The organism is Variovorax sp. LjRoot290 (genome assembly GCF_964253985.1).
Classification (GTDB): domain Bacteria; phylum Pseudomonadota; class Gammaproteobacteria; order Burkholderiales; family Burkholderiaceae_C; genus Variovorax.
Window position 1 is genome coordinate 5,678,200 of record NZ_CAXURW020000001.1, and the last position, 20,544, is coordinate 5,698,743.

General features: G+C 66.6%; 22 protein-coding genes. 8 read left to right on the forward strand and 14 right to left on the reverse strand.

Annotation, left to right across the window (positions count from 1 at the left end; translation table 11 throughout):
- Positions 1-7: 7 nt before the first annotated feature.
- From phnE to phnC, 3 genes are read right to left on the reverse strand one after another with little or no spacing between them, the layout of a single operon-like run.
- Positions 8-814, reverse strand: a complete 807-nt coding sequence (gene phnE, locus ACSQ9A_RS28020; protein ID WP_436294214.1) for a phosphonate ABC transporter, permease protein PhnE — start codon at positions 812-814, stop codon at positions 8-10.
- A 19-nt stretch (positions 815-833) separates the two neighbouring features.
- Positions 834-1,781 carry a phosphonate ABC transporter substrate-binding protein gene (gene phnD / locus ACSQ9A_RS28025; protein WP_436306096.1) on the reverse strand — a complete coding sequence of 316 codons (948 nt, stop codon included), beginning with the start codon at positions 1,779-1,781 and terminating at the stop codon, positions 834-836.
- Positions 1,782-1,812: 31 nt separating this feature from the next.
- Positions 1,813-2,664 carry a phosphonate ABC transporter ATP-binding protein gene (gene phnC, locus ACSQ9A_RS28030; protein ID WP_436306097.1) on the reverse strand — a complete coding sequence of 284 codons (852 nt, stop codon included), beginning with the start codon at positions 2,662-2,664 and terminating at the stop codon, positions 1,813-1,815.
- Between the two features lie 155 nt (positions 2,665-2,819).
- On the opposite strand from phnC, the gene ACSQ9A_RS28035 reads away from it, so the two are divergent.
- The 3 genes from ACSQ9A_RS28035 (at position 2,820) to ACSQ9A_RS28045 (ending at position 6,099) form a co-directional block, all read left to right on the forward strand.
- Positions 2,820-3,803: a GNAT family N-acetyltransferase gene (locus ACSQ9A_RS28035; RefSeq protein ID WP_436306098.1), complete on the forward strand. Its 984-nt coding sequence runs from the start codon at positions 2,820-2,822 to the stop codon at positions 3,801-3,803.
- Between the two features lie 835 nt (positions 3,804-4,638).
- Positions 4,639-5,271, forward strand: a complete 633-nt coding sequence (locus ACSQ9A_RS28040; RefSeq protein WP_436306099.1) for a DUF1326 domain-containing protein — start codon at positions 4,639-4,641, stop codon at positions 5,269-5,271.
- Positions 5,272-5,319: 48 nt separating this feature from the next.
- On the forward strand, positions 5,320-6,099 hold the full coding sequence (locus tag ACSQ9A_RS28045) for a DUF2182 domain-containing protein (RefSeq protein WP_214698817.1): 780 nt from the start codon (positions 5,320-5,322) through the stop codon (positions 6,097-6,099).
- Positions 6,100-6,212: 113 nt separating this feature from the next.
- Here the strand turns inward: ACSQ9A_RS28045 and ACSQ9A_RS28050 are convergent, their stop codons facing one another.
- On the reverse strand, positions 6,213-7,439 hold the full coding sequence (locus ACSQ9A_RS28050; RefSeq protein WP_436306100.1) for an SMP-30/gluconolactonase/LRE family protein: 1,227 nt from the start codon (positions 7,437-7,439) through the stop codon (positions 6,213-6,215).
- 10 nt (positions 7,440-7,449) lie between these two features.
- Between ACSQ9A_RS28050 and ACSQ9A_RS28055 the strand changes: the two genes are divergently transcribed.
- Entirely contained in the window at positions 7,450-7,653 is a 204-nt protein-coding gene (locus ACSQ9A_RS28055) for a hypothetical protein (RefSeq protein WP_436306101.1), read from the forward strand.
- 50 nt (positions 7,654-7,703) lie between these two features.
- Positions 7,704-7,991: a hypothetical protein gene (locus tag ACSQ9A_RS28060; RefSeq protein ID WP_093107283.1), complete on the forward strand. Its 288-nt coding sequence runs from the start codon at positions 7,704-7,706 to the stop codon at positions 7,989-7,991.
- Between the two features lie 93 nt (positions 7,992-8,084).
- Here the strand turns inward: ACSQ9A_RS28060 and ACSQ9A_RS28065 are convergent, their stop codons facing one another.
- Genes ACSQ9A_RS28065 through paoA form a run of 5 tightly spaced genes read right to left on the reverse strand, consistent with a single transcriptional unit; the run spans position 8,085 to position 12,822 of the window.
- The gene (locus ACSQ9A_RS28065) at positions 8,085-8,504 is read right to left on the reverse strand and encodes a carboxymuconolactone decarboxylase family protein (RefSeq protein ID WP_436306102.1); all 420 of its coding nucleotides are present in this window, start codon (positions 8,502-8,504) and stop codon (positions 8,085-8,087) included.
- A gap of 23 nt (positions 8,505-8,527) precedes the next feature.
- Positions 8,528-9,001, reverse strand: coding sequence for a (R)-mandelonitrile lyase (locus ACSQ9A_RS28070; RefSeq protein WP_436306103.1), 474 nt, complete (start codon positions 8,999-9,001; stop codon positions 8,528-8,530).
- 21 nt (positions 9,002-9,022) lie between these two features.
- Positions 9,023-11,233, reverse strand: coding sequence for an aldehyde oxidoreductase molybdenum-binding subunit PaoC (paoC, locus tag ACSQ9A_RS28075; protein WP_093107277.1), 2,211 nt, complete (start codon positions 11,231-11,233; stop codon positions 9,023-9,025).
- Positions 11,234-11,236: 3 nt separating this feature from the next.
- Complete coding sequence (locus ACSQ9A_RS28080; RefSeq protein ID WP_436306104.1) at positions 11,237-12,187, reverse strand: FAD binding domain-containing protein; 951 nt, start codon at positions 12,185-12,187, stop codon at positions 11,237-11,239.
- Positions 12,184-12,822, reverse strand: a complete 639-nt coding sequence (gene paoA / locus ACSQ9A_RS28085) for an aldehyde dehydrogenase iron-sulfur subunit PaoA (RefSeq protein WP_436306105.1) — start codon at positions 12,820-12,822, stop codon at positions 12,184-12,186. The genes ACSQ9A_RS28080 and paoA overlap by 4 nt, the downstream gene beginning before the upstream one ends.
- A gap of 117 nt (positions 12,823-12,939) precedes the next feature.
- Here paoA and ACSQ9A_RS28090 point away from each other — a divergent pair, with 117 nt between their 5' ends.
- Positions 12,940-13,908: a LysR family transcriptional regulator gene (locus ACSQ9A_RS28090; RefSeq protein WP_436306106.1), complete on the forward strand. Its 969-nt coding sequence runs from the start codon at positions 12,940-12,942 to the stop codon at positions 13,906-13,908.
- Between the two features lie 6 nt (positions 13,909-13,914).
- On the opposite strand, the gene ACSQ9A_RS28095 is transcribed toward ACSQ9A_RS28090, so the two are convergent.
- From ACSQ9A_RS28095 to ACSQ9A_RS28115, 5 genes are read right to left on the reverse strand one after another with little or no spacing between them, the layout of a single operon-like run.
- Positions 13,915-14,592, reverse strand: coding sequence for a GntR family transcriptional regulator (locus ACSQ9A_RS28095; RefSeq protein ID WP_436294204.1), 678 nt, complete (start codon positions 14,590-14,592; stop codon positions 13,915-13,917).
- 50 nt (positions 14,593-14,642) lie between these two features.
- Complete coding sequence (locus ACSQ9A_RS28100) at positions 14,643-15,614, reverse strand: Bug family tripartite tricarboxylate transporter substrate binding protein (RefSeq protein ID WP_436306107.1); 972 nt, start codon at positions 15,612-15,614, stop codon at positions 14,643-14,645.
- Positions 15,615-15,642: 28 nt separating this feature from the next.
- Positions 15,643-16,629, reverse strand: coding sequence for a zinc-binding dehydrogenase (locus ACSQ9A_RS28105; RefSeq protein ID WP_436306108.1), 987 nt, complete (start codon positions 16,627-16,629; stop codon positions 15,643-15,645).
- A gap of 41 nt (positions 16,630-16,670) precedes the next feature.
- Positions 16,671-17,480 carry an enoyl-CoA hydratase gene (locus ACSQ9A_RS28110; RefSeq protein WP_436306109.1) on the reverse strand — a complete coding sequence of 270 codons (810 nt, stop codon included), beginning with the start codon at positions 17,478-17,480 and terminating at the stop codon, positions 16,671-16,673.
- Complete coding sequence (locus ACSQ9A_RS28115; RefSeq protein ID WP_436306110.1) at positions 17,480-18,670, reverse strand: CaiB/BaiF CoA transferase family protein; 1,191 nt, start codon at positions 18,668-18,670, stop codon at positions 17,480-17,482. The genes ACSQ9A_RS28110 and ACSQ9A_RS28115 overlap by 1 nt, the downstream gene beginning before the upstream one ends.
- Positions 18,671-18,803: 133 nt before the next feature.
- Here ACSQ9A_RS28115 and ACSQ9A_RS28120 point away from each other — a divergent pair, with 133 nt between their 5' ends.
- Together ACSQ9A_RS28120 and ACSQ9A_RS28125 are read left to right on the forward strand one after the other, a co-directional pair.
- Positions 18,804-19,496, forward strand: coding sequence for a GntR family transcriptional regulator (locus tag ACSQ9A_RS28120; protein ID WP_436306111.1), 693 nt, complete (start codon positions 18,804-18,806; stop codon positions 19,494-19,496).
- 41 nt (positions 19,497-19,537) lie between these two features.
- Positions 19,538-20,509 (forward strand): Bug family tripartite tricarboxylate transporter substrate binding protein, encoded by a 972-nt coding sequence (locus ACSQ9A_RS28125; protein WP_436306112.1) that lies wholly within the window; start codon positions 19,538-19,540, stop codon positions 20,507-20,509.
- The last annotated feature ends 35 nt before the right edge of the window (positions 20,510-20,544 follow it).

Genomic DNA, 20,544 nt, shown 5'->3' on the forward strand with positions numbered 1-20,544 from the left:
GGCAGTGCTAAACCAGCATCTTTCGAATGCGCGCCGACACCAGGTCGATCGCGCTGACGCTGACGACGATGATCAGCATCACCGCGCAGGTCTCGGCGTACTTGAAGCCGCGGATGATTTCCCACAGCACGACGCCGATGCCGCCGGCGCCCACCATGCCGACCACCGAGGCCGAGCGCACGTTGGATTCGAAGCGGTAGAGCGCGTAGGAGATCCACAGCGGGATCACCTGCGGGATGACGCCGTAGACGATCTCGTGCAGCGCGCTCGCGCCGGTCGAGCGGATGCCTTCCACCGGCTGCGGATCGATGGCCTCCACCGCTTCGGCAAAGAGCTTGGCCAGCACGCCGGTGGTGTGAACCCAGAGCGCGAGCACGCCGGCGAAGGGCCCCAGGCCCACGGCCACCACGAAGAGCATGGCGAACACCATCTCGTTGATGGCGCGGCAGCCGTCCATCAGGCGCCGCATCGGCTGGTAGACCCACCACGGCACGATGTTGGCCGAGGCCAGGAGCGCCATCGGCACGGCAGTGAGCACCGCCAGCGCCGTGCCCCACAGCGCGATCTGCAGCGTGATGACCATCTCGTCCACGTACATGCGCCACTGCGTGAAGTCGGGCGGGAAGAACTCGGCCGCGTAGGTGGCCATGTTGCCCGAGTCGCGCAGGAGCTCGAAGGGCCGCATGTCGGCGCCCTTCCATGAGGCCGCGAGCAGGATCAGCAGCAGCGCCCACGCGATTTGCCAGGCGAAGCTGCGCTTCGGCACGGCCACGGTCTGCAAGGGCGGGCGGGGTGTCAGGACCGTCGGTTGCATGAAAGAGTCGGAGAAGAAATCAGTTCAGCGCAGCGAGCTTCTTGTCGATCTCGGCCAGGCGGGTCTTCTTGTCCGAATCGCTCAACGCGGCGTCGGCCTCGATCTTGGTGCGCTGGCCGAACAGGTCGAGCTGGCGGATCGGGATCAGCTGCTTGTCGCTCGATTCCTTGAAGCCCGAGAGCTTGGAGATCTTCATGATGATCTCCTTCTCGCGCGCATCGGTCTTGGCGTAGTTGTAGAAGAAGTTCTTGATCTTGGTCTTGGTCGCTTCGGGCAGGTCCTTGCGCATCACCAGTGGGTCGAGCGGGATCAGCGGCGAGGTCCAGACGATCTTGATCTCCTTGAACTTCTCGGGCGAGCGCTCCTTCACCTTGTCCAGGTTCTCGCTGTTGTTGGTGGCCACGTCGACCTGCTTGTTGGCCACGGCCAGCGCGTTGGTTTCGTGATTGGCGCTGCGCGTGAGCTTGAACAGCGACTTGGCGTCCACCTTGTGCTGCGCGAAGGCGTAGTAGCTCGGCACCAGGAAGCCCGAGGTGGAGTTCGGGTCGCCGTTGCCGAAGCTCAGGGATTTGCCGTTCTTCAGCACGTCGTCGAGCGTGCTGAGCGGGCTGTCCTTGTGCACGATCAGGTGCGAGTAGTAGCCCTGGGTGCCGTCGGCGTTGACCATCTGCGCGAAGACTTCGCCGCCGGCGCGGTCGACCGCTTCCATGGCCGACTTGTTGCCGAACCAGCCGAGCTGCACCTTGTTGAAGCGCATGCCTTCGATGATGCCGGCGTAGTCCGGCGCGAAGAAGGCCGTGACCTTGAGCCCGGTCTGGCGGCTCATGTCGTCGATCAGCGGCTGCCAGTCCTGCTTGAGGTTCTGCGTCGCCTCGGTGGAGATGATGCCGAAGTTGATGTCCTGCGCGAAGGCGCCGGTCGTCATGCCGAGGCCAATGGCCAGGGCCGCACACAGTTTCTTGATCATGGTGGGTTCCACGTTGGAAGGAAGAAGGAAATCAGGCCGCCGCCGCCCACGGCACCAGCGCGGGTTGCGGCAGCACGTGAACGTTGGGGTTGTCGGAAGGGGCGGCGGACAGGAGTTCGTCGGCCTCCACGCCGTAGAGCTCGCGCAGCAGCGACGCGCTGAGCGCCGACGAGGGGCCGTCGTAGACCACCTCGCCCTGCTTCAGCGCGATCACGCGCGGGCAGTACTTCATCGCGATCTCGACCTGGTGCAGCGAGACGATCACGGTGGAGCGGTCTTCGCGGTTGATGCGCGCGAGGATCTCCATCACCTTGCGCGAGGATTCGGGGTCCAGCGAGGCGATGGGCTCGTCGGCCAGCACCACCTTGGCGCCCTGCACCAGCGTGCGTGCGATCGCGGCGCGCTGCTGCTGGCCGCCGGAAAGCGTGGAGGCCCGCTGCGCATGGCAATCGGCGATGCCCACGCGCGTGAGCGCATCGAGCGCGAGCGCGCGCTCCCTGGCGGTGAAGGCGCGCGTCCAGCTGCGCCACCACGGCATGCGATGCAGCGAGCCCACGAGCACGTTGACCAGCACCGGCAGCCGCGCCACCAGGTTGAACTGCTGGAACACGAAGCCGACCTGCGCGCGCACCTTGCGGATGTCGCGGTGGATGCGCCCGCGCTGCTGCACGCAGCGGCCGTCGATCTCGATCAGCGAGTCGCTGCCGCCGTCGGCCGCCACCAGGCCGGCCACATGGCGCAGCAGCGTGGACTTGCCGGAACCCGAGGCGCCGATGAGCGCCACCATCTCGCCGCGCTGCACGCTGATGTTGATGTCGCGCAGGGCGTGCCGGCCGTTGGCGAAATGCTTGTTGAGCTGGTGGATGCGCAGGGCGGTTTCCATCGTCGGTCCCGAAGTCGTCTAGACAACCGGAGTCTGATCACCGGCTGTGACGGCCTCTTGACGCTTTGACGACGCCCGTGTGTCAGCCGATGGCTTTCAGGCGCAGGCCATGTATCGTGAGGTGAGCGCGATCTCTGGCGCTGCTAGGCTGAGACATGAACCTGTCGATCGAACCCGTTTCCGAAGCGCATTTCGCGGGGCTGCGTGCTGCGCTCGACACGGTGGCGCGCGAGAAGCGATTTCTTGCATTCACGCAGGCGCCTCCTGTGGAGCAGGCCTTCGACTTCTACCGCTCCATCATCGCCAACGACGGCTGCCAGATGGTCGCCTTGCTCGACGGACAGGTGGCCGGCTGGTGCGATGTGCTGCCGAGCCATGGCCAGGCCCGGTCGCATGTGGGCATTCTCGGCATCGGCCTGATTCCATCCGCGCGGCATCTGGGCATCGGCGCGAAGCTGATGCAGGCAACCATCGCGGCGGCATGGGCGAAGGGCATGACACGCATCGAACTCACGGTGCGCGTCGACAACACGAACGCCAAGGCCCTGTACGAACGGCTCGGCTTCGAAGTCGAAGGGCTCCTGCGCCGCGCTTTCCGGGTCGACGGCGAGTACTTCGACAGCTATTCGATGGCGTTGTTGCGGGGCGCTGTCGGAGCGCCGGTTCCGGCAGCGGAGATCCTTGTTCGCGCCGCCGGCCTTGATGATGCTGTCGTGGCCGCGGCGTGCGTCAATGCCGCTTTCGAGCTGTACATCGAGCGCATGGGCAAGGCGCCGGCGCCCATGCTGGCCGACTATCCTGCGCTCATTGGTGCAGACAAGGTGTGGGTCGCGGTGCGCAGCGGCCAAGTGGCGGGGGTGCTCGTGCAGTACGAGACGGAGGATGGCTTCTATGTCGACACCGTGGCCGTGGCCCCGGCGTGTCAGGGCACGGGAGTCGGACGGGCGCTCTTGCGCTTTGCCGAGAGCGAGGCGCTGCGCCGCGGTTTCGAGGCTGTCTACCTGCGCACCAACGCCAGAATGACCGAGAACCAGATCCTCTACCCGAAGATCGGCTACGTCGAGTACGACCGCAGAACCGAGGGTGGGTACGAGCGGATTTTCTATCGCAAGTCCCTTGTTCCGGCCGCGTCCTCATGAGAGCGCGGCCAGGAATCAAAGAGGTCAGAGAGGACCGAAGCGCTGGAGCGCGGCCAGCCGAAGTCGCCGGTCTCAGGCGCGAAGGAGCGATCGTCGAGATTCGAGTGGTTGCGAGCAACGATCCACTGCTGATTGCGCCCGTTTTCGGGCCAGGATCGGAAGTTCGTCACGACCCTCCAGCCGCGCAGCTCGGTGCTGTACCTTGCAAAGATACGCCCACTCAGGTTGTAGCCGACCGCGATGGTTGCCTGTCCGACGGCGGCACCCTGGAAACGATGTACAGGGTGGGAAGCTTGCAATGCTTGCGGCCAACCAAGGACGGTGGGAAAGCCTGCAACGATACCAGCCGGTGCGAGGGACTCTGCAACGCCGACACGTCCGCGGGTGTGAACACATTGCTGAGCGGAAGGTGCTCTGCCATAAAGGGCCCTCAGCCGTGCGACAGAGCGTTGTACAACGCAAAGCTTGCCCCTTGCCCAGTCGAGTCGTAGCACGCCTCAAATGCGGCAGTCGGCCACGAGCAGCCGGTCAGTGCTGGCGCCCCAAAGCGGCCTGCCAACCCCGCTTTCGACCCGACGCCTGAGCGGCACATTTTCTACGTCGAAGCGGTCCCCGGGGAACTGGCGAGATAGCTATTGATGCCTCGAACAGGTGTTGCGCTCCGCCTGCAATCGGCAGATAGTCAACTGGCCGTACGCAACGTGCGCGGCGCGCCGATCTGCTGCCAGCGTGGAGCTGGAGGTCTCGCTTTCACGCGGGCTGAGAGCGGGAAAGGGGCAGGACGGTACGGGGACGCCCGCCGCGATCGTCGCAACCTTTGACAGGAGACAAGATCATGGCACAAGCGAATTGGCGCCTCGAAGGCGAATGGCTCAAGAACTGCACCTGCGCATACGGCTGCCCCTGCGATTTCAACGCGAAGCCGACACAGGGCTACTGCAAGGGCTTCATAGGTATGCGCATCACGAAGGGGCATTTCGACAGCACGACGCTGGATGGACTGTGCTTCTTCGCGGTCGTCTCATTCCCCGGCCCGCTGCATGAAGGGAATGGACAACTGCAACCCATCATTGAAGAACGCGCCACCGCGGAGCAGCGCGAGGCGCTGTTCAACATCATGTCGGGAAAGAACTCGGCCGAAGGGACGCTTTTTCAGATCTGCAGCCTCATCGTGACCAAGATGCATGACCCCATCTTCGCTCCCATCACGTTCCAGTTTGACAAATCCGCCCGGACCGCACGCCTCGTCATCCCCGGCGTGCTCGAAACCGAGGTGGAACCTATCAAGAACCCGGTGACCGGTGCCCCCCACCGAGTCCAAATCGTGTGTCCGGAGGGGTTCGAGAACCTCGAGGGCGAGGTGGCTTCTTCCAACATCCGCAGCACCGGGGCCATCAAGTTCGAGACGCAGGGTGGACACAGCACACTTGCCTACGTCGTGCAGACACCGGAAGGTGTGGCAGCGTAGCGAGGGCTCCGCCTGCGCAGAGGTGAAGAGACCGTTGGAGGCGCCCAGGTGAATGGCGGCTCACTGATCCAGGGGGCGCTGCGGCGTGACCGCCTCCTCGTCATTTCCTGCCTGTTGTTCGTTGTCGTCTTGTCATGGACTTATTTGCTGACCGGCGCCGGGATGATGCAAGAGATGGGCGAAATGCTGATGCCCATGAGTTCAGGGCCATGGACATTCGGCCATGCGGTCATCGTCCTCGTCATGTGGGCTGTGATGATGGCGGCAATGATGTTGCCGAGCGCCGCGCCGATGATCCTGCTCTATGCCACCATCGCACAGCGCCGCAGCGAACGAGGCGAATGCGCGACTGCTTCAGGCATCTTCGCCATCGGGTACATCGCTGTTTGGGCGGCGTTCAGCTTGGCAGCGGCAGCCCTTCAGTTTGGGCTGGAGAAAGTCGCCATGCTGTCGCCGATGATGCAGACAACCAGCATTGCGCTCTCGGGCGCAGTGCTGATCGGCGCCGGTCTTTACCAATGGACGCCGTTGAAGCACGCCTGCCTTCGGTATTGCCGCTCGCCTCTGGACTTCATCATGACGCATTGGCGCCCTGGCGCGGGCGGCGCGTTCAGGATGGGCTTGCGTCACGGCGCGGTCTGTGTGGGTTGCTGCTGGTTGCTGATGTTGTTGCTCTTCATTGGTGGCGTCATGAACCTCGCCTGGATCGCGGGCATCGCCCTGTTCGTGCTGGTCGAAAAGCTCAGCCCGGGCGGCGACTGGATAGGCCGCGGCGCAGGGGCCCTCTTGGTCGCATGGGGTGTCGCGACATTGCTCGTCTCGTTCTGAGCGGACGGTCACGACATGTGGAGCGGGCTGGCGGACTGGGCGTGCGACAGGCGCTCCGCCTTGACGTCGCTGCTGCATGGATGAAGCGGCTCGCGCGTTGGCGCCTTGTCCCTCTAGCCCGGCGCTGAACCCTGCGTGGCCGTGTAGACGGCATACAGCGACTGGCTGGCCGCCATGAACAGGCGGTTGCGCTTGGGGCCGCCGAAGCAGACATTGCCGCAGACCTCGGGCAGCCGGATGCGCCCGATGAGCCGGCCTTGCGGCGTCCAGACGGTGACGCCGCTGTAGCCCACGCTGCGGCCTGCATTGCTGGAACACCAGAGGTTGCCGTCCACGTCGGTGCGGACACCGTCGGGCCCGCACTTCACGCCGTCGACCATGAAGCTGCTGAACAGCTTGCCGTTGCCGAGCTTGTTGTCCGTCCCGACATCGAACACATACATGTCGCCCTTGCCGCCGGCGATGGTGTCGCCCGGTCCCTGCCCGGTGCTGACGACGTAGAGCTTCTTGAAATCGGGCGAGAAGCAGAGACCGTTCGGGTCAGGCACCAGGTCTTCACCGGCCACCTGAGTGAGCGTTCCGCTCTTGTCCAGGCGGTAGACCGCGGTCGGCAATTCGCGCTTGTACGCGCCGATCTCCGGCGGCTGGCCGAGCTTCGGGTTCAGCCGCCCGGATTTGTTCGCGGGTCCGCCCGGGGCATCGACCGTGCCCTCGTAGAGCTGGGCGCCATACGGCGGATCGGTGAACCAGTAGCTGCCATCGGGGTGAGGGACAACATCGTTGGGCGAGTTAAGTCGCTTGCCGTTGAAGGTCGAGGCGAGAACGGTCACCGAACCGTCGAGCTCGTAGCGCACGACGCGCCGCGTGAGGTGCTCGCAGGACAGCTGCCTTCCCTGGTAGTCGAAGGTGTTGCCGTTGCTGTTGTTGGAAGGCGTGCGGAACACGCTGACGTGTCCGTCGTCCTCGCTCCAGCGCAGCTGGCGGTTGTTCGGAATGTCGCTCCAGACCAGAAAACGGCCGACCGAATTCCATGCCGGTCCTTCGGCCCACAACGCGCCGGTCCACAGCCGCTGGATCGGAGCATTGGGCTGGCGCAGGCCATCGAAGGCCGGGTCGATCGTGAGCACGTCGGGGTCGGTGAAGTAGGTGGTCGGAGCCCCTCGCCGGCTGAAGTCGCGTGGCGGCTGCGTGATGGTGCTCGGCGGTGCAACCGGTGCAGCTTGCGCGTGTGCCCAGCGCGGGGCGACCATCGCGGCGCCTACCGCAGCGCCCACGCCGCGAAGAAGCTTGCGACGTAATACCGAACCATTCAATTTCGGATCGAACTCTTCTTGCGCCATGACTCACCTCATGAACAACGATGGAAGAAACTGGAAAGAACGCGAGATCGGAAAGCCGGTCGGCATGCTACGCGCTTCTCTCCGGCTGCACCAGACGACCGCGATCAACGCGATGGCGCGAGACTTTCCTCACGCGCAGGCCAGGTTTCAGCCATCGGGAGAGGCCAGCCCGGCGGACTTTTCAGCGACGCTTAAGGATCGACGAAGAGACTGATTCCACAGCAAAGGAACAGTCCCGAGCTCCACCGAAAAGGATCAGACACCATGAAGCCTTCTGTCGCGCCCAAGCCCCTCACCCCATCGCAGATGACGCTCGTGCTCGAGCTGCTCGAGTTGCGCCAGCTGGCGCCTCAGGAGACCGCTGCGAAGTTCAACCGCTTGACCCAGGTCGGCACCTTCTCGGAAGCCCAGCAGGAGGCCATCGAGATCCTCTTCGCGCTCGATGAAGACGAGATCCCGGATGCACTCTTCCAGTTCGCAGACGACGATGCCCGAGACATCGTTCGCGATGAGCTGGCGCACGAGGCGCGGCTCACCTTCGTGACAGCCTAGAAGGCTCAGGCAGCGCGATCACCAGGTAGCTGGCGAGGATGATGGTCAGCACCATGCCCTTGTCGGAGGTGGTGCGGACTGGAGAGATGGCTTTCACTTCTTCTGGAACACTTCCTTGGCCACCGAAATGGCGGTCACCGCGCTCGGCCAGCCGGCATAGAAGGCCATGTGCGTGATGGATTCGATCAGCTCTTCCTGCGTGACGCCGTTGTCGCGCGCCCTGACGAGGTGAGGGCGAAGCTGGTCGGGACGGTTCATCGCGATCAGCGCGCTGACGGTCACCAGGCTGCGGTCCCGCGGCGAAAGGCCCGGACGCGCCCACACGTCGCCGAACAGCACGTTGTCCGTGAGCTCCGCGAACTTGGGCGAGATGTCGCCGAACATCTGCTGGGCCGGGGTGGCACCGCGCGCGGCCGGAGCCGGCGGGGTCGCTTGTGCCTGGGCGGGCGTGGACACCGCCCCCGCCAACGCCACGGCGACGCCGGCCAGGGAACCTGCAACTGATTTCTTCATGGCTTTTCTTCTTTCGTGATCGCTCATGGCCGGCTCCCGTACTGCGTGTCGCTGACCTTCTCCAGCCAGTCGACGGCCTTGCCATCCAATTGCTCCGTGATGGCGATGTGCGTCATGGCCGTGGTCGGCGACGCGCCATGCCAGTGCTTCTGGCCCGGCGGAATCCAGACCACGTCGCCCGGCCGGATCTCCTGCACCGGGTCGCCCCAGCGCTGCGCACGGCCCGTGCCGGCCGTGACGATCAGCGTCTGTCCGATCGGGTGCGCGTGCCAGGCCGTGCGTGCGCCGGGCTCGAAGGTCACGTACGAGCCCGTCGCACGCGAGGGTTCCCTGGGCTTGGGGAACAGCGGGTCGACCCGGACTGTGCCGGTGAAATAGTCGGCCGGGCCCCTGGCTGAAGCTTGCGAGCCATTGCGCGCGATCTGCAGGCCGGTGTCCTGCGCCAGCACGGATGCGGCCATGGAAAGGGAGATGGCGGTCATTGCCACGGATTTCATGAGGGTGTTTCTTGCAGGTCGTCAGCTCGCGAGCGAAGGCATCTTGGCGAGCAGCTTGTCCAGCGTGACCGGGTAGTCGCGCACCCGCACGCCGGTCGCGTTGTAGATCGCGTTCGCAATGGCCGCGGCCACCCCGCAGATGCCGAGTTCGGCGACGCCCTTGGCCTTCATCGGCGACGAGATCGGATCGGTCTCATCGAGGAAGATCGCCTCCTGATGGGGAATGTCGGCGTGAACCGGCACTTCATAGCCGGCCAGATCGTGGTTGACGAAGAAGCCGACGCGCTTGTCGATCACGAGCTCTTCCGTCAGTGCCGCGCCGACGCCCATGGTCATCGCGCCGATGACCTGGCTGCGCGCGGTCTTGGGGTTCAGGATGCGGCCGGCGGCGCAGACGGCGAGCATGCGTCGCACGCGCGTCTCTCCCGTTGCAGCGTCCACGGCGACTTCGACGAAGTGCGCGCCGAAGGTCGACTGCCGGTACTTCTTGTCGAGATCGCCGAACTCGATCGTGTCCTCGGCCACGAGGCCCTTCTCGCCGGCCGCCTGCGCCAGCGGCACGCTGCGGCCGCCCGAGCGGACCTGTGCGTCAGCGAACACCGCATCCGCCGCGTCGAGGCCGAGCGCCTGCGCCACCGCTTCGCGAAGCTTCACGCAAGCCGCATACACCCCTGAAGTGGAGCAGTTGGCGCCCCATTGCCCGCCGGAGCCCGCAGACACCGGAAAGGAAGAGTCGCCAAGGCGCACGACCACCTTGTCGAGCGGCACGCCCATCATCTCTGCAGCGGTCTGCGCGATGATCGTGTAGCTGCCCGTGCCGATGTCGGTCATGTCGGTCTCCACCGTCACGACGCCGCGGCGGTCGAGCCGCACGCGCGCGGCCGACTTCGTGACCTGGTTGCCGCGAAACGCCGCGGCGACGCCCATGCCGATCAGCCAATGGCCTTCACGCGTCTTGCCCGGCTGCGGATCTCGCTTGCTCCATCCGAAGCGATCGGCGCCGCTGCGCAGGCACTCGATCAGCCGGCGCTGCGAGAAGGGCCGCTCGGGATTCTCGGGATCGACCTGGGTGTCGTTGCGGATGCGGAACTCGACGGGGTCGAGTCCGAGTTTCTCGGCCATTTCGTCGATCGCGATCTCGAGCGCCATCATGCCCGTGGCCTCGCCCGGCGCGCGCATCGCGTTGCCTTCGGGCAGATCGAGCACCGCGAGGCGCGTGGCCGTCATGCGGTTGGCGCCGGCATAGAGCAGGCGGGTCTGGTGGACCGCGCCGTCGGGCTTGCCGCTCGGCAGATCGCCCGACCAGCTCTCGTGGCCGATGGCGGTGATCCGGCCGTCGCGCGTGGCGCCGATGCGAACGCGCTGGATCGTCGCGGGCCGGTGCGTCGTGTTGTTGAACATCAAGGGCCGCGTCAGCGCAACCTTCACCGGGCGCTTCGCGGCCCGCGCGCCGAGCGCAGCCAGCAGCGCGTCGGCTCGCAGGAACAGCTTGCCGCCGAAGCCGCCGCCGATGAACGGCGAGATGAGGCGGACGTTCGCCTTGTCGATGCCGAGCGTCTTCGCCATCTCGGTCGCGCCCCAGTCGATCATCTGGTTCGAGGTCCAGAGGGTGAGCTTGTCCCCGTTCCAGGCCGCGATCGACGCAGGCGGCTCCATCATCGCGTGGGCCTCGTCGGGCGTGGTGTAGCTCTCGTCGAGCTGAACCGGCGCGGCGGCGAATGCACCCGCGAAGTCGCCCACGGCGGTGTCCGGCGCGCCGGCGGTGATGCGCGGGGGCTTGGCCGCGGCGTCCTTGACGGCCGCGAGCTCGAACGATCCTTGTGCCTTGACGTAGTCGACGCGAACCAGCTGGGCGGCCGCGCGGGCCTGCTCGAAGCTCTCCGCGACCACCAGCGCGATCGCCTGGTGGTAGTGCTCGATCTCGGGACCGCCGAGCAGCTTGGCGGTGTTGAAGCTGCCCTTGCCGAGCTTCCCGGCGTTGTCTGCGGTGACGATGGCGAGCACGCCGGGCGCTGCCTTGGCGCGGCTCAGGTCGATCGAGGCGATCCGACCCTTGGCAATGGCCGAGCCGACCACATGGCCATAGGCCTGGTTGGGAACGACGTCGTGCCGTTCGTAGGCATAGGGGGCGGTGCCCGTCGTCTTCAGGCGGCCATCGATCCGGTCGACGGGCTTGCCGACGACCTTGAGTTGGTCGATCGGGTTGGTGGTTGCGGGCGTGTCGAACTTCATCGCTTAAGCCTTTGCTTGTGCCAGCACCGCGCCGAGCGTTCGCTCGGCCAGCATGAGCTTGAATTCGTTGTGGGATGTCGGACTGGCGCCGGCCAACAGCTGCGCCGCGACGGCACGGGCGCCGCGTGGCATCTCCGCCTCGGCCGCCTCGACGCGCCACGGCTTGTGCGCCACGCCGCCCAGGGCCACGCGGCCGGTGCCGTCGCGCTGCACGATGGCGGCGACCGACACCAGCGCGAAGGCATAGGAAGCCCGATCGCGCACCTTGCGATAAATCTGCTGGCCGCCCACCGGCTTGGGCAGCGTGACCGCGGTGATCAGTTCGCCGGGCGCGAGCGCCGTCTCGACATGCGGCGTGGCACCGGGAAGCTTGTGGAAGTCCGCGATCGGGATGGTCCGGCGCGACCCGTTCGGGCGCATCGTCTCGACGCTCGCATCGAGCGCGCGCATGGCGACCGCCATGTCGCTGGGATGCGTCGCGATGCATGCGTCGCTCGCGCCCACCACCGCATGCTGCCGGCTGACACCGCCGATCGCCGAGCAGCCGCTGCCGGGCTGGCGCTTGTTGCAGGCCTGGTTCGTGTCGTAGAAGTAAGGGCAGCGCGTTCTCTGCAGCAGGTTGCCCGCGGTGGTCGCCTTGTTTCGCAACTGTGCCGATGCGCCCGCGAGCAGTGCGCGCGACAGCAGGCCGTAGTCGCGCCGCACGCGCAGGTCCGCGGCAAGGTCCGTGTTGCGCACCAGCGCACCGATGCGCAGGCCGCCGTCGGACGTGCTCTCGATCTTGTCGAAGCCGAGGCCGTTGACGTCGATCAGATGGCCGGGCGTCTCGATCTCCAGCTTCATCAGGTCCAGCAGGTTGGTGCCGCCTGCGATGAAGCGCGCGCCGGGTTCGCGCGCAGCCGCCGCCACCGCCTGCGCAGGCGAGCTCGCGCGCTCGTAGCTGAAGGCTCTCATGCCTTCACCCCCGCGACTTCGGAGATCGCTTCGACGATATTGCTGTAGGCGCCGCAGCGGCAGATGTTGCCGCTCATGCGCTCGCGAAACTCGACGGTCGTGAGTTGGGGGCTGGCCGTGAGATCGGCGCTGACATGGCTCGGTATGCCCTGGGCGATCTCGCCCAGCATGCCCACGGCCGAGCAGATCTGCCCCGGCGTGCAGTAGCCGCACTGGTAGCCGTCGTGCTTGACGAAGGCCGCCTGCATCGGGTGCAGCTTGGCGGGCGTGCCGAGGCCTTCGATCGTCGTCACCTTGGCACCTTCGTGCATCACGGCGAGCGTCAGGCACGAATTGATCCGCCGGCCATCGACCATCACCGTGCAGGCGCCGCACTGGCCATGGTCGCAACCCTTCTTGGTTCCGGTCAGATGAATATGCTCACGCAGCGCGTCGAGCAAGGTCGTGCGGGTGTCCAGCACCAGGCGGCGCATCTTGCCGTTGACGCTCAGCGTCACGGTCGAAGGGCTCGGCCCGCTGGCTGCGCGCGTGGGCGCGGCGGCGACCGCCCCCGCCATCGCGGGGACGGAGGCGGATGCCGCACCGGCCTTCAGCAGGCCGCGCCGGGAAATCGTGAACACATCGGGGGTTTTCATATGGCGTAGCACTCCTTGATGAAGGCACTTTAGGTCTGCACCTGCTAGCCGAATAGACCGCGCAACCTTGAAGGACTGACAAGTTGCTGTTGATAATCAATGGAGAAAGGGCGCTCCATGCCGATCAACGAATTGCGTTCCATCGCGACCTTTGCGAAGGCTGCCGAGCTCGGCAGCTTGCGCCAGGCCGCCGCTGCCCAGGGGATGACGCCGCAGGCGGCGAGCCAGGCCTTGGCACAGCTGGAACAGCACCTCGGCGTGCGGCTGTTTCACCGCACGACGCGCAGCCTGTCGCTCACCGACGAGGGCCGGCAGTTCCTCGAGGCCGCGCAGCCGGCGTTGGTCGGCATGCAGCGCGCCCTTCACATGGCGCGTCAGGCCAAGGACGAGATCGCCGGGCCGCTGCGCATCGTCGGCCCGCATTCGGTCTTCGCGCCCGTGCTGTGGCCGGTGCTCGACGAGTTCTGCCGGCTGCATCCGGAAGTGCAGCCCGACGTGCAGTTGGACGACCGCATCGGCAACTGGGTGGAAGACCGCGTCGACGTCGGCTTTCGCGTCGGGCCCTCGCCGGCCGAGGGCGTCATCGCACGCAAGCTGTTTCCGCTGCAGCTCATCATCTGCGGGGCGCCGGCGTACCTGGCCCGCCATGGCGCGCCGGACAACCTCGACGCGCTCGCCGCGCACCGCTGCAGCGTCTTTCGCCGTCCGCGCAACGGCACGCTCATGCCCTGGTACGTCAAGGTGGAAGACAGCATCGTCGAGCACCACGTGGTGCCTGCGTTGTGCGTCAACGATGAGCCGCTGGAGACCGAAGCCGTGCTGGCCGGCCACGTCCTCGGGCTCCTGACCAGCGTCGCCGCTGCGCCGCACATTCGCGCCGGCCGCCTGGTGCCGCTCTTGACCAGGCACGTGGCCGATCGCTCCAGCACCTTCATCTACTACGGAAGCCGCACCGCCCAGCCCATGCGCGTCAGGGCTTTCATCGACCTGGCTCTCAAGCGCCTGGTCAACAACCCGGCCTACGTGCTGACTGCGAAGGAGCTGCAGGCGGCGGAAGCGAAGGGGCGAAAGGCGGCACGTTCCTGAACTGCGTCAGGCGCCCGGCAGCTGCTCCTCGAAGTTCGACAGCAACCGCGCCCTCCCGGCCAATACGTGACGTTCCGCCGCCGCGCGCGCGCGCGTGCGGTTCGATGCCGCGATCGCCTCGTAGATCGCGCGGTGCTCCACGTTCGAGCGGCGCATGTTGCCCGGCGCATTGAAGTACTTGCGCCGCACCAGGTGCAATTCCTTCACGTAGTCGTCGTAGGCCTGGTAGGCGCGCCGGTTGTTCGAAAGCGTGAGGATCAGCGCGTGGAATTGCAGGTTCAGCTCGTAGTAGAGCGTGCCGTCTTCCGCATCGCAGGCGGCGTCCATCGCCGCGAGCAGGTCCTCGAACTGCTTCTTGTGCTCTTCGGTCAGATGCTCGCAGGCCCGGTCGGCCGCATAGCCGAACACGAGCGCGCGCAGCTCGTAGATCTCGACCATCTCGCGCAGCGACAACTGCCGCACGTACACGCCGCGGTTGGTGACGGCATTGACGATGCCCAGCCCCGCCAGCACCTTGATGGCTTCGCGGATCGGCCCGCGGCTGGTGCCCATGCGCAGGGCCAGGGCCGCTTCGTTCAACCGCTCACCCGGCTTGAACTCGCCGGTGTAGATGAGTTGCTTGAGCTCGTTGACGATGGCTTCCGACAGGGCGGAGCCACGGGTGCTTGAAGAGGGCGGGGGCATGCGCAATCCTAACTTCTGACCTGGTCGTGGACGCTTCCCCGCGCGGCCTCTCACTCGACCTTGACGTTCGCGCTCTTGACCAGCTTGACCCAGAACTTGCCGTCCTCGGCGAGGAAGCTGTCGAACTGCTCGGGCGATGCGGAGACGGACACCTCGGTGCCGTCGCGCGCCAACGAGGCCTTGACCGAGGACTGCTGCATCGCACTGATGGTCGCGTCGTAGATCTTCCGGACGATGGCCGGCGGCGTCGCGGCCGGCACGAACATGCCATACCAGAACTCGAGGTGGTAGTCGGGCAGGCCGGCCTCCTTCATGCCCGGCAGCCCGGGCACCAGCGGCGAACGATCGCGCGTGCTGACGGCCAGCGCGAGCAGCCGGCCGCCGTTGGCCATGGGCAGCACCGAGGGCGAGGTGCCGAAGGTCAGCTGCGTGTCGCCCGCCATCACCGCCTGGATCGCCAGGCTGCCGCCGCGGTACGGGATGTGCGTCATTTCCGCGCCGGTCACCTGGCTGAACAGCGCGGCGCCCAGGTGCGGTGCCGAGCCGTTGCCGGAGGTCGAGTAGTTGAGCTTGCCGGGGTCCTTCTTGGCTGCCGCGATGAGGTCGGCGACCGAGCGGATGCCGGTCGCCGGGTGGACCGCCAGCACCAGCGGCGAGGTGGTCATCTTGGTCACGGCCTTGAGGTCGCGTGCCGAGTACGGCAACTTGGGATTGAGCGCCGGATTCACCGAGATGCTGCTGGGGCTCGCGATCAGCAGCGTGTAGCCGTCGGGCGCCGACTTGGCCACCAGGTCCGCCGCGATGCTCGAGCCGTTGCCCGGCTTGTTGTCGACCACCACCGGCTGCCCGAGCGCCTTGCCGAGCGCTTCGCTCATGGCGCGCGCCACGTAGTCGGCCGCACCACCCGGGGCAAAACCGATCACGAGGCGAATCGGCTTGCTCGGATAGTCCGCGGGCTGCGCCCAGGCGGCGCACGCGAACGCGCACAGACCCCATGCCAGGACGAGGTTCTTGGTTCTCATCTGCTTGTCTCCTTTGTGTTCTTGGGAATCAGGCCGCGGCCGGCATGCGCAGGACGATCTTTCCGACATGGCCGCCGGATTCCATGCGTGCCTTGGCTTCTTCCAGGCGGGCGAAGTCGAAGACCCGGTCGATCCGCGGCCTGATCCGGCCGGCTGCGATGTGCGGCAGCACCTCCGCCACGAAGGCGGGCACCGCCGCTGCGCGCTGCGCCTTGCTGCGCAGCTTGTTGGACACGCCGAACACGGTGAGCCGCTTCGCATGCAGGGCGGCGAGGTCGAGCTCGGCGTGCACCACGCCGTCGACATAGCCCACGGTGGCGAGCCGGCCTTCGAAAGCCATGGCGCGAATGTTCTCTGCGAAGACCGTGCCGCCCACCGTGTTGACGACCAGGTCCGCGCCGTGCTGTTGCGTCGCCTCCATCACCGCGGCAGCGAAGTCGGGCGCGCGCGTGCAGATGGCGACATCCAGGCCGAGCGGCTGCAGCGAGGCCAGCTTGTCGGCCGAGCCCGAGGTGCCGATGACCTTCGCGCCCAGCGCCTTGGCCAGCTGGAGGCTTGCCACCCCCACGCCCGAAGACACGCCATTGATCAGGACCCAACCGCCGGCCTGGAGCCGGCCCTGCAGCACCAGCATGTCGTAGGAAACCAGGAAGGTCAGCGCGACGCTGGCGGCCTCGTCCCACGACAGCCCGGATGGCACAGCCATCGCCTCGGCCTCCTCCATGAGCGCGAACTCGGCGAACGCGCCGGCACAGCGGCCCATGACCCGGTCCCCCGGCCTGAAGCGGGTGACTTCCGCCCCGACGGCAACGACCTCGCCGGCGCCTTCCCCGCCGATCGCCTTCCAGCTGCCGGCTGCGCCGTGCAAGCCATGGCCGGCCACGAACTCGCCGCGGTTGAGCGACGCGGCGTGCATGCGCAACAGCAACTGCTGCGGGCCCGGCTGCGGCACGGCAACCTCGCGCAGTTCCAGAAGCGTTGCCGCATCGCTCATCTGCATCCAGTACGACTGCATGGTGTCTCCTTGGTTTTTCGTGGACGGCTAGCGGCCGGTGGCTAGCGGCCGGTGAAGACCGGCTTGCGCTTCTGCATGAAGGCGGTGCGGCCTTCGGTGTAGTCGGCGCTTTCGAAGCAGCCGCGGATCAGCGACGCGCACAGGGCCTCGTCCAGCGCCGGCGAGGGCTTGAGGATCTCGCGCGTGATCGCCTTGCCCGCCGCCACGGTCAGCGGCGCGTTCTCGGCGATGGCGCCGGTGTACTCGGCCAGCAGCTTGTCGAGCGCGGCCGGCGCGCTCACGCGCGTCACGAGGCCGAGCGACTTGGCCTCCGCGGCATCGATGCGCCGGGCGGTGAAGAACAGGTCCTTGGCCGCGCCCGGGCCGATCAGATCGACCAGGTTCTTCATCGCGGAATAGCGGTAGCCCAGGCCCAGCCGCGCCGCCGGAATCGAGAACACCGAGTCCTCGGACGCGATGCGGATGTCGCAACTGATCGCCACGTTCACGCCGCCACCGATGCAGTAGCCGCGGATGCAGGCCAGCGTCGGCTTGGCGAAGTCGTGAATGCTCATCAGCGCCTCTTCGGCCATCGCCTCGTAGCGCGCCACGGCCTCGCGCGCGGCGCGCATGTCCTCGAACTGCGAGATGTCGGCGCCCGAGACGAAGGCCTTCTCGCCCGCGCCGGAGAAGACGACCAGGCGCACCCGGTCGTCGTCCTGTGCCATGCGAAGCAGCCTCGGCACGGCTTCCCACATGTCGACCGAGAGCGCGTTGTGCCGCGCCGGGTTGTTGAAGCGGATGTGCAGCGTGCTGGCGTCGAGCCAGGTCTGCACGCGTTCGGTGCTGGATTCGTAGGCGGGATTCGACATCAATAGACTCCGGTCGCTTTCATGCGGGCGAGATCGTCCCGGCCGATACCGAGTTCGAGCAGGACTTCCTCCGTGTGTTCTCCGCGCCGCGGGGCAGCGCGGGCAATGGTGCTGGGCGTGCGCTCCAGCTGCATCGGCTGGCCGACCAGCCGCTGGGGCCCAAGCCGGGGCGAGACCACCTCCTTGACCATGCCCAGGTGCCGGACCTGCGGCTCCGCAAAGACTTCGCGCATGTCGCTGATGAGGCCGCAGGCCACGCCGCCGGCATTGAACTCTTCGATCCAGTGGCTGCGGTCGTGCGCGGCGAGGCGCCGGTTGATCTCGGCGTTGAGCGCATCGCGGTTGAGCGAACGCCCCGCCTTGTCGTGGTAGCGCTCGTCGCTGATCCATTCGGGCGCGCCGAGGATGTTGCAGAAGCGCTCCCAGATCTTGGAGCCGAACACGGCGATGTTGAGATAACCGTCGCGTGCCTTGTAGACCCCCGTCGGAATGCTGGTCGGATGGAAGTTGCCGGCCTGCACGCCGACTTCGCCGTCGATCAGGTAACGCGAGGTCTGGAAGTCCAGCATGTAGACCATCGACTCCAACAGCGAGGTGTGAAGCCACTGGCCGCGACCGGAGGATTCGCGCTCGAGCAAGGCCACCAGGATGCCTTGCGCCGCGAAGATCCCGGCGCACAGGTCGGCGATCGGGATGCCGACGCGCACCGGGCCGTCGCCCGGCAGGCCGGTCACCGACATCAGTCCGCCCATGCCCTGCGCGATCTGGTCGAAGCCCGGCCGTTTCGCCAGCGGGCCGGTCTGGCCGAAGCCGGAGATGCTGGCGTAGACCAGGCCCGGGTTGTCCGCCGCGAGCGTCTCGTAGTCGATGCGGAGGCGGAACTTGACGTCCGGCCGGAAATTCTCGACCACCACGTCGGCGCCGGCGATCAGGCGCTTCAAAGTGGCGACGCCTTCTTCTTCCTTGAGGTTGAGCGTGATCGAGCGCTTGTTGCGATGCGTGTACTGGTAGTCGGAGCCGTCCTGCCCGCCCAGGGTGTCGTCGCCGCGCATGTGCTCGGGCATCTGGACCTGGATGACGTCGGCGCCCCAGTCGGCGAGCTGCCTGCAGGCGGTGGGGCCGGCGCGAACCTGCGTCAGGTCGATCACGCGGAATCGTTGCAGGGCGGAGGAAGCAGGCAGGTGTGGCATTCGGCGGGAATTTGATGGCCTTGAATGGGATGGATTGTTTTCATCGATCGATAAAGTGTCAACACTTTTATTGAAAGAGTGGACATATTGAAAGACACTCGTATACGATATGCCGACCTACGAAGGACCTTGCATGCTGCCCTGGCTCGCCGATCCGGCCCCTGACCGCCTCTCGACCCTGCGCGATATCCCGCTGGCCAAGCTGGCCCGCGACGACATGCTTTCCATGATCCTGCGGGGCGAACTGCTACCGGGTCAGCGCATCAACGAGCCCGACGTCGCCGGCCGGCTCGGCATTTCTCGCGTGCCGGTGCGCGAAGCCCTGCGCGAACTCGAAAGCACCGGCCTGGTGGTGGCGCGCAAGCACGCCGGCGTCTTCGTGCGCGAGCCGAGCGCGGACGAGGTGCGCGACCTCTACGAGATGCGCGGGCTGCTCGATGGCTTTGCAGGGCGGCGCGCGGCGCGACTCGACGCCCTGCCGCGCATCGCGCTGGCCGATGCGCTCGATGCCTCCATCGCCGCCATGAATGCCGCCGCTGCCGCGCAGGACGTTCAGCGCTACTACCGCGAGAACCTGCATTTCCACTGGGCGATCGTGGAGGCCGCGGGCAACCAGGCGCTGGCCAACACCTACCGCGGCGTGGTGCAGAAGCTGCACCTCTCGCGGCTGAAGAACCTTTCGCGGGACATCGGGATGACCGTATCGATCGCCGAGCACGTGGCGATCGCCCGCGCGCTTCGGGAAGGCGATGTCGCGCGCTGCGAAAAGCTCATGGCGCGCCACGTCGGCGATGCCTACGTCCGGCTTCAGGGTGCGGTGCGCTGAGCCGCCGAACCCTCTTTCCCAGACAACTCAAGGAGCAAACCATGCAACGACGCACCTTCGTCCTCGCCCTCCCGCCGGCCTTGATCGGGCTGCCGCGGTTGGCGCATGCCCAGGCCTACCCGAACAAGCCCATCCGCTACATCGTGCCGGTGTCCGCGGGCGGCGGCAGCGACATGGTCGGCCGCACCGTGACCGAGCGCTGGGGCAAGGCCCTGAACCAGACCTTCGTGGTGGACAACCAGGCCGGCGGCGGCGGCGTGATCGCATCGCAGAACACCGCGCGCGCGCCGGCCGATGGCTACACCCTGATGCAGGGCTACGTCGCCACCCACGGCACCAGCCCGGCCACGCGCAAGCTGCCCTACGACGCGGTCAAGGACTTCACGCCCATCGGCATGATCGGCGGCACGCCCAACGTGCTGGTGGTCAACGCCGACGTGCCGGCCAAGGATTTCAAGCAGTTCGTTGCCTACGCGAAGGCCAATCCGAGCAAGATCAGCTACGGCTCGGCCGGCGCGGGATCGCTCACCCACCTGACCATGGAGCTCTTCAAGCAGCAGGTCGGCGCGTTCATGCTGCACGTGCCCTACCGCGGCATCGCGCCGGCCTTCACCGACCTGGTGGGCGGCCAGACGCAAGCCATGTTCCCGGGCCTGGCCGCGGCGATGCCGCACATCCGGTCGCAGCGCGTGCGCCCGCTGGCCGTCACTGGTACAACGCGCCACCCGGCGCTGCCGGACGTGCCGACGCTCGAGGAGCTCGGCCTCAAGGGCTTCGATGCCATGCAGTGGTACGGCGTGGTCGGCCCGGCCGGCATGCCTGCCGACATCGTTCGCCAGCTCAACGAATCGCTCAACGCGGTACTGAAGGCGCCGGACCTGCGGGAGAAGCTCTCGGTCGAGGCCGTCGAACCCATGCCCATGAGCGCCCAGCAGTTCGGCGACTACATCCGCGCCGACATCGCGCGCTGGACCAAACTCGCCCGCGATCGCAACATCCAGCTCGACAACTAGCGCGCGCTTACCCTTTTTTCTTTCAACCACTCCGC